Annotated in this window: 7 protein-coding genes; all 7 read right to left on the bottom strand. The window is 28.8% G+C overall.

All coding sequences use genetic code 11. The features are described 5' to 3' along the window. Nucleotides 1-38 precede the first annotated feature (38 nt). Nucleotides 39-2,342, bottom strand: a complete 2,304-nt coding sequence (locus I4U66_RS07260; RefSeq protein ID WP_195928658.1) for a glycoside hydrolase family 2 protein — start codon at nt 2,340-2,342, stop codon at nt 39-41. A 259-nt stretch (nt 2,343-2,601) separates the two neighbouring features. Beyond that, entirely contained in the window at nt 2,602-4,053 is a 1,452-nt protein-coding gene (locus I4U66_RS07265; protein WP_092925142.1) for an MFS transporter, read from the bottom strand. Between the two features lie 67 nt (nt 4,054-4,120). Next, nucleotides 4,121-4,978 (bottom strand): sugar phosphate isomerase/epimerase family protein, encoded by an 858-nt coding sequence (locus tag I4U66_RS07270; protein WP_092925140.1) that lies wholly within the window; start codon nt 4,976-4,978, stop codon nt 4,121-4,123. Between the two features lie 5 nt (nt 4,979-4,983). After that, nucleotides 4,984-5,982, bottom strand: a complete 999-nt coding sequence (locus I4U66_RS07275) for a Gfo/Idh/MocA family protein (RefSeq protein WP_195928659.1) — start codon at nt 5,980-5,982, stop codon at nt 4,984-4,986. Nucleotides 5,983-6,011: 29 nt separating this feature from the next. Further along, on the bottom strand, nt 6,012-8,069 hold the full coding sequence (locus I4U66_RS14945) for a Gfo/Idh/MocA family protein (RefSeq protein ID WP_330615411.1): 2,058 nt from the start codon (nt 8,067-8,069) through the stop codon (nt 6,012-6,014). Between the two features lie 21 nt (nt 8,070-8,090). After that, on the bottom strand, nt 8,091-9,491 hold the full coding sequence (uxaC, locus tag I4U66_RS07290) for a glucuronate isomerase (protein ID WP_195581608.1): 1,401 nt from the start codon (nt 9,489-9,491) through the stop codon (nt 8,091-8,093). 126 nt (nt 9,492-9,617) lie between these two features. Beyond that, nucleotides 9,618-9,935 (bottom strand): mannonate dehydratase (locus I4U66_RS07295; RefSeq protein ID WP_195928660.1); only part of this gene is annotated, 318 nt, incomplete at its 5' end.

The raw sequence follows: 9,935 nt of genomic DNA on the forward strand, positions 1-9,935 counted from the left end.
TCATAAGGTATATAAAATTTATATACCTTATTTGATTACTATTTTTTAATATTAACTAATTCTGAATTTAATACGTATATAAATTTATCACTTATCTGACCACCTGCTAATTCTGCTAATTGATCAATTGTCATACCTTCTAACATACCTGCAGTTGGGCCCTCTAGAATTTGTCCAAAATATTTTTCAATTATAGATTTAGTTTCTTCATTGGCCATTAATTCTTTAAATTTACATTTTGTTGAATATACATCATCTGTAATATTAAGTTCTTTAATTTCAACATCATCAAACTTGTTTTTATCATCATTAAACCAATTTGTAACTACTCCACCTTTATCTTCTGGACAGTCATAAATAGAATTTCTTTCATCTACTTTATTAAATATAGCAAAATCCGTGTAAACTTTGCCTTCACTCTTTGCCACTACTTTTACTTCATTTTGTCCATCTACTAACTCTATATTTTCAAAGTTAAATATATGATTTGAATTTAATGTAGCTACTTCTTCGTTATTTACAAATAAAGTTAATTCATTTAAGTTAGAGTATACTTTGACATTTATAAATTTATTTTCTCTATCAATATATCTTTTACTATTTATATGAATAAATTTTTCATCTGACCAAAGTGATTTGTACATATAAAATGCGTCTTTTTTAACTTTTCTATCAAATGTTATTAAACCTTTATTATTTCTTCCTTTAACTCCACCTTCATCTCTAAAATCAGAACCAAAGTCAAAGAAATTCCATACGTATGTACCCCATACAAATTTTCTTTCATTAAATATCTTCATTACTTTTTCATGATATAGTGCATGGTACTCTTCTGTATAATCCTTTACTTGTGGATTATCTGTATGATACTTAATTATTCCTTCTGCACCATATTCTGATATACCTATACAAGTATCTGGATTTACCTTATTAAAATCATCTAACCATTGAGCAAATTCTTCAACTTCACCTTGATACCATCCATAATATTTGTTATAAGCCATTATGTCTGTATAATTATGAAACTCATCTTCATTTTCAACCATCATAACTTGTGCTTGAGTAGTTAAACGAGTACTATCTTCTTTTTTAGCTAGTTGGTGAAGTTCTTTAACTAGAGTTCTAAGCTCGTCAGTTATACCACCTATTTGTATTTCATTTTGTACTCCCCACATAACTATACTTGAATGGTTATAGTTTTGACGTATTAATTCAACTAATTGGCTCTTAGCATTTTCACCTTTTAAATCAGTCTTTGACATAACTGATATAAATGGTATTTCCGCCCATATTATCATACCTTCTCTATCACATAAATCATAGAAGTATTGATCGTGTTGATAATGAGCCAAACGTATTGAGTTAGCACCTACTTCTTTTATAAGTTTCATGTCTTCTTCATGATCCTTTTTGCTTAGTGCCCAACCTTTATCTTTTCTATCTTGATGTCTAGAAACACCATTTAACTTCATATGTTCTCCATTTAAGAAGAATCCTTCTTTAGCATCAAATCTATAGTATCTAAACCCTGTTGGTATTATTAATTCATCTAATACATCATTATCTTTCATTATGTATGCTTTTACATTATATAAATATGGATTTTTTACTCCATGCCATAGTATAGGTTTTTCTATATTTATTGGTAGTGATATTTCCTTTGATTCATTTGGGTTTAATAATATATCTTTTGCATTGTATTTTACAATATTTCCTTCTTTATCTAATACGTCTATCCATAATTTTATAGCTTCTTCTTTTTCACAATCATTTTTTATTATTGATTTTACAGTTATGCTTGCACTTTCTTTAGTTATATTATCTTGTGACACATATACTCCTAAAGAACCTTCATTCATTAATTCAAAATGAGTTTTATCTGTAACAACTAGATTAACATCTCTGTATATCCCTCCATAGAATGTAAAATCTGCCCATATAGGATATACATCATCAACTATAGAGTTATCTACTTTAATTGCTATTGTGTTAACTTTTCCGTATTCTACTACATCACTTATATCAAATCTAAAAGTAGAATATCCTCCTTTATGCTCTCCTAAATGTTTTTCATTTAAGTATACATTTGTTATACTGTTTGATCCATTTAATTCTATATATATTTTCTTATTTTCATATTCTTTATTTATAAATATCTCTTTTCTATACCAGCAAGCTCCCTTATAAAAATCATTGCCTCCATCTATTCCATCTATAGCATTCCAAGTATGGGGGATGCTTATATTTTCCCAAGTGCTTAAATTAATATCTTTTATATAAGCTTCTTTAATATCTTCTTTTACAAATTTCCAATTGTCATTGATGTTAATAATATTTCTCATAATATCTCCCCTTTGTAAAACATTTTCCTAAGATTAATACTAGTATATCATATATTTCGGTTTATTGGTATACTAGTATTAATTTTATTTTACAGGTTAACTTAACGACTTTTCAAATTCTATTACTAAACCTTCTTTTTTATTATAAATAAAATCACAAAGAATCTCATATATCACTACATGAGATTCTTTATGATTAAAATACGTTACTTTAAACTTAAATTAATATGTTTACAAAACACTCAAATAAAATTTAACCTTAAGCACCTTGTTTCTCTTTTATACTGTTTAATCCACTTTGAACTTCAGCCATTTTAGCTGCATCTAATGGATAGAATTTCATAGCTATTATAGATGCTATATGTCCAAATATTGGTACTATGTACATACACGTCATTATTAACCAGAAAAACTTAGTATCTGCTGGAGTATTTGGAACTATTACTGCATTTGCCATACCTATTATAGCAAGCCCTACTCCAAGTAATGTTGAACTAAATGATGATATTAACTTATCTATAAATGAGAATAATGTCCCCATCATACCTGGAACAAACTTTCCAGTTCTATATGTTTCATAGTCTGCACAGTCTGCTATCATTGGTATAACTATATTTCCTGATATCCCTGCAAATGCACCTTGAAGTATTGTTATAGATAAGAATAGTATAGTATTTAAATTTATATTAGTCATAGATACATTATCAAATGGTTGTATTATAATCATTGCAAATAACATTGCCATACTTAACCAAGTACCTGCAACAAAAGCTTTCTTTTGCCCAAGTTTTGATGCATATCTAACTCCAATTATTGTTATAATTATCGTTACTGGAGTTGTTATAACACTCATCTCACCTTGTAAACTAATATTCATCAATACGTTACCAAATAAATACATCTTAGTTGCATTAGCAAGAGTGCTTGCTAACTTATCAGTTGAAGCTGCTATAACTAGCATTTGTATAGCTCTATTTGACTTTATTATTGGCCAGTAATCTTTAAACTTAACTTGATTTGCTGCACTTCCGACACCGTAAAATTCTTTTTTATCTCTCCCTGATATACCTATAATTGCAAGTATTGTCATTACAAATGAAGTTCCACCAAATATTATTGCTGCCATCTTCCACATTTCAGGATTTAATAAACCATTTTCATATCCATCAGCAAACATTGGAGGTAATATAGAAGTTATTACTAATGCTGATACTGAAAATAATATACTATTATATATTGAATCAAATATTGTAAATAATGGTCTTTGCTTAGGGTCATTAGTTAATGACGCTTGTGCTGCTTTTGTACAAGCTGTTTGGAATGTGTATCCTATTATGTATATTACATATATTCCTAAAAGTACCGGAAATCTCATTGATTTACTAAGGTTTGGTACTACTCCGAATATTAAATACACAGTTATTAATAATATAATATTTCCAACTAGCATAAATGGTCTATATTTACCAAACTTAGTTTCAGTCTTGTCTATCATATATCCTATTATTGGATCTGTTATACCGTCAAATATTCTCATAGATGTTATAACTACCCCTATAGTTACCGCAGCTATACCTAGTATATTTTGACTAAATATTGCCAAGTAAGTCATTATAGACATTATTACATTTGTGGCAGTATTATTTAAAGCGAAAAGTCCTATTTGCCATAATTTAGCACTATTATATTGTTGTTTTGATACGTTAGACACTTTTTATTCCCCTTTCGATTATTAAATCTTTGAAATTGTTTTCCCAATCTTTAAAAAAAATTACTAATTAAAATCTATCTTCGTATCCTAATGCTTTTAAATTTCTTGCACTTATTTCTAAGCTTTCAAATGGATCTTTTCCATATGTATCATCTTGCTCTATAAATATATGTTCAACCCCTGTTTCTCCAGCTAAATCTATTATAGCTTTTATGTCTAAGTTTCCTTCTCCTATTTCAGCAAATTGAACCATTAATGCCATATTTGTCATTATTTGTTCCATTCCACCTGATAAGTCTATAGTTTGAGCTATTCTATAATCTTTTATATGTATTATCTTTATTCTTCCTTCTAGTTTCTTTATCCACTCTAATGGATTTACTCCTCCCCTTTGTAACCAATGAACATCAAGCTCAAATCCTAAATACTCTGGGTCACTTTCTTTAGCCATTATATCCATTATATACTCACCATCATATTTAGCAAATTCAACATGGTGATTATGATAATAAAGTTCTAGACCTTCTTCTTTTAATCTTTTACCAAATTCATTTAATTCTTTAGTATACTCAATTATCTTTTCTTTTGATCCTAAACAATCAAATGATATCATTCCTACTCTTATATATTTGCAATTTAATGCTTTAGTATCTGATACTATTTTGTCAAAGTCATCTCTTAAGTTTTCCATTTTAATAGAAGGCATTAAAGACTTTATAGCTGCACTAGTTGCGCATACTTTCATATCTAGCTCATCTAAACATTTTTTTATTTCAGATACATTTTCTTCAGTCATAGGTATTTGAGATAATTCTACTGTTGAAAATCCTATTTCTTTAACTCTTTTGAAAGTTTCAGTTATACCCATTTCTTGTACTTTTTCTCTAAGCATCATCATTTGAACGCCTATTGTTGGTTTTGTCATATTATTTACCCCCATAATATTTGTTTATTATCCTTAGATGAAGTTCTTATACTATCTATAATTTTTATAGAAGGTATGGCGTCATTTATAGTTATATAATCTTTAGTGTTATTTATTAAGCAATTATAATAATCATTTATAATTTCTTTATGGCTAGCTCCATAATAATGCTTACTTCCACTAAGTTTATCATCTTCTACTATTAAAACTTTTTCTCCACCTACTGATTTATATAATTTACTATCTTTTATAGTAAATTTACCCTTTTCAAGTATTACCTGTATCTCAACACTAGAGCTGTCACAATATGCTATTGTTGAAAAGAATAACCCTTTAGCCCCATTTGAGAAATTTATACTAGCACTAGCTGTATCTTCAACTTCTATATCATAATCTAATAAGTTACTAACCTTACCTTTTATAGAATCTATTTTTCCACCTAATAATTGCATTAAATCTAATGTATGTATAGACTGATTTATCATAACTCCACCACCAGCTAACTTCATACTACCTCTCCATGGCTTTATGTCATAATACTCTTTTGGTCTACTCCAAGTAACTATCCCCTTTATACCAATTACTTTTCCATATTCTTTAGAATTTACTATATTTAATAAGTGCTTTGTTGTTTTGTTGTATCTATTTTGTAGACATATACAAATATTAGAATCTGTATTGTCATGTAATTTTTTAAATTTATTAGCTTCTTTCGCGTTTAAACAAAGTGGTTTTTCTAGGAGTATGTTAACTCCTAGATTAGCCACTTCTTTAGTTACAGGATAGTGAAGGTAGTGTGGTAAACATATATGAACACAATCTAAGTTTTCATTTTTAATCATCTCATTATAGTCTGTATAAAATTTAGCATCTTTTACTAAATCTTTTTTATTTTCATCTATATCACATACTGCAACTAGCTTTGCATTTTTATTTGATTTAATTGCATGAAGATGAACCATAGAAACATCTCCTAGACCTATAATCCCTATTCTTAGTGCCATATATTTTCCCTTCTTTCTCCTATTTTTATTTATGCGTTAGCTTTTTCAGCTTCTCTTCTCTTGTTTAATTCTTCTAGGTATAAATCTTCATCAAATGGTAATTCTATATCTTTTCCTGTCCAGCTTGATAAGTGCATTGCATTTGATAATATAACTCCATTTATACCATCTGTTCCTGGTGCTAATAATTTTTTACCTTCTAATATAGCTTCAGTGAAGTTTATCATAACATTTATATGTTGAACTCCCCATTGATCTGGTATTTCAAATTCTTCAACTTCGAATAAATCTCCCATACCTTCTCCTCTGAAAAGATTTGCAACATCAGCAAAAGTTAATCTCTTGTTTAATTCATTTTCGCTTTCTTTCATTCTCTTAACTGTTACTTTCTTACTTCCTTCAACTACTATCTTACCTTTATCCCCGTGTATTTCAAATCTATCAGTTCCTAATATGTCATGTGTACAAGTTATAAATGTTCCAGTAGCTCCGTTTTCGTATTCAACAAAAGCAGTTACATCATCTTCAACAGCTATATTTCTGTGAGAACCAAATTGTAAGTTAGCTCTTACTTTAGTTGGCATTCCACATATCCATTGCCATAAGTCTAATTGGTGAGGTGCTTGGTTAGCTAATACTCCTCCGCCTTCTCCTGACCAAGTTGCTCTCCAGTCACTCATATCATAGTATGCTTGTGGTCTCCACCAAGTAGTTATTATCCAGTTAGTTCTTCTTATTTCCCCTATTTCACCGTTATCTACTATTTCTTTTATTCTTTGATATAATGGGTTTGTTCTTTGATTAAACATCATACCAAATACTAAGTGTGGCTTAGACTCTGCTAATTCATTCATTTCTCTTATTTTCTTAGTGAAAACTCCTGCTGGCTTTTCAACTAATGTATGTAAATCTCTGTTTAATGCTTCTATAGCTATTACTGGATGATCGTAGTGTGGTGTAGCTATTAATACAGCATCTATTTCTTTACTATCTAACATGTCTATGTAGTTATCAAAGAATTTTACATCTTTAGGTAACTTTTCATTAGCCCATTCCTTTTTAGCTGGGTTTATATCACAAACTGCTGTTAACTTAGCTCCTGCTACTTTTCCTTCTGCTAACCAACTAGCATGAGATCCACCCATTTGACCTATTCCAACTATCCCAAATCTTACTTGTTTCATATCGTCCCCTCCAAATTTGTTTAATCTAAACTCAATTTTTCCTAATATGTTTACTAAAGATTTATATTGAAGTGCATAAGCACTCTTTCCGTCTAGACCTTTGTCTTCTTTTATTATTTCATTAACATCTTCTAATTCTAAATCTTTTAATGAATCAAATATAACTAAGTGTGGCTCCATAGTTACAAAGCCTTTATATCCATTTTTTATAGCATCTGTTAGTATTTCTTCTATCTTACCTTCACCAGTTCCGCATACTACATTTTGATTATCACGTTTATTTGCATCTTTTATGTGGTAATATACTATATAGTCTTTTAATAATTCATAGCATTCTTTAGTGTTTTCCATACACTGAACAAAGTTTGCAAAGTCAAATATAGCTTTAAAGTTATCTGAATTTACACTTTTTAATATCTCTAAACATCTAGAAGATATATCTCCGTATATGTCTTTTTCATTTTCATGAAGTAGTATTATGTTGTGCTTTTTAGCTATTTCTGTAAATATACTTAATTTTTTTATAACTTCATCTCTATAGTCATCAGGATTTTTACCTTTTGGCATATAGAAACTAAACATTCTTATATACTTACACTCTAGTATACTTGCCATTTCACATAATTTTTCTAATAAATCTACTTGCTTATTAAAACCTTCTTCATCATCTATAAATACTTTACCTATAGGTGATCCTATAGAAGATACTTTTACTTTATATTCTTCTAATTTTGGCTTTATATAAGTTTTTAGTTCATCTATACTATATTCACTAAAGTTTTTTTCATTTACCCCTCTTATTGATATATACTCCATACCAAGTTCTGTTACTGTTTGAAGTTGTGTATCAAAATCACTGCTTATTTCATCTGAAAATCCCGATATCTTTATATTTTCTAACATACGCTCCCCCTATAAAATGTTTTATCCTAAGAAGTATTTGTTTGAGTTGTTAAAACATATATCTTCAATTATTTGACCTAGTATGTCTAAGTCGTTTGGATATTCTCCATTTTCAACTAAGTTACCTATGTAGTTGCAAAGTATTCTTCTAAAATATTCATGTCTTGTAAAAGATAAGAAACTTCTAGAGTCTGTAAGCATTCCTACAAATTTACTAACTAATCCAAGTTGTGAAAGTGCCATTAATTGTCTTTCCATTCCATCTTTTTGGTCATTAAACCACCATCCAGAACCAAATTGTATTTTCCCAGCTATGCCTCCACCTTGGAAGTTACCTATCATAGTACCTAGTACTTCGTTATCCTTTGGATTTAAACAGTATAGTATAGTTTTAGGTAGTTTATCTTCTACATCTAGACTATCTAATATTCTTGATAATGAATAAGCGATTTCCCCATCATCAATACTATCAAATCCTGCATCTACCCCTACTTTGTTAAACATTCTTGTATTATTATTTCTAAGAGCACCTATATGAAGTTGCATAACTAGATTTTTCTCGCTATACATCTTTCCTAAGCTTATTAATGTGAAAGTTATGTACTTGTAAGCTTCTTTATCACTTATAGTTTCACCAGATAAAACTTTAACAAATATTTCTTCAACTTCCTCTATTGTTGAATTTTCAAAATAAACTCTTTCTAAACTATGATCTGTTATATTACATCCATTTTCTACAAAGAAGTCTAATCTATTTTTAAGTACTTTTAAAAGTTCACTGTATGTTTTTATTTCTATATTTTCTAATTTTCCTAAAGCTTTTATATAATCTATAAAACCTTCATTTTTTATCTTAAGTGCTTTATCTGGTCTAAATGTAGGTCTTACTTTACACTCAAAACTTTCATCTTCTCTTATTTTTTTATGATATATTAAATCATCAGCTGGATCATCTGTAGTTCCTATGTATACTACATTTGACATTTCTATTAGCTTTCTTGCACTTAAATTGTTTTCTTTGATACTAAGATTTGCTTTTTCCCATATAATCTCGGCAGTTTTTTCACTTAGAGTTTCTTCTATGTTAAAGTATCTTCTAAGCTCTAAATGAGACCAATGATATATAGGGTTTCCTATTAAATAAGGCATCATCTTAGCAAATTCATTAAACTTTTCAAAATCACTAGCATCTCCTGTGATGTACTTTTCATCTATACCAAAGCTTCTCATAGCTCTCCACTTGTAGTGGTCATGGTATAACCACATTTGAGTTATATTTTCATATGTTTTATCTTCTGCTATTTCTACTGCTGGTAAATGGCAGTGATAGTCAAATATAGGCATTTTTGCTGCGTGGTTATGATATAATGTTTTTGCCGTGTCGCTATTTAATAGGAAGTCTTTATCCATAAACGTTTTCATATTTACCCCCATATATTTCACTTAATTAAAATTTTGACTTTATTTAACTTATACTAAATATTTTATCATAAAATATTTTTAACAATATTTGAATTAATTTTCTTTTTTTAGACTAATTTATTCAAATTATTTATTTTTATTTATAGCCTCTATTAATCCATTTATATAAACTGCTCCTAAAGCTCTATCATATAGTCCATATCCTGGTCTTCCTGTTTCTCCCCATATCATTCTTCCATGGTCTGGTCTATATGGTCCTTTAAAGTCATAATCACAATATGCTTTTACTATTTCATAAAAATCAAGTGATCCACACTCAGATAAGTGAGCTACTTCATTAAAGCTACTTTCTCCTGTTATTAAAACATTTCTTAAGTGTGCAAAGTTTATTCTATTTTTTTCTTTTCCAAAGTATTCAACCATTTTTACTACATCATTAGTACT

This window comes from Romboutsia sp. D33t1_170424_H2 (assembly GCF_015669105.1).
Taxonomy (GTDB): Bacteria; Bacillota; Clostridia; order Peptostreptococcales; family Peptostreptococcaceae; genus Romboutsia_C; species Romboutsia_C hominis.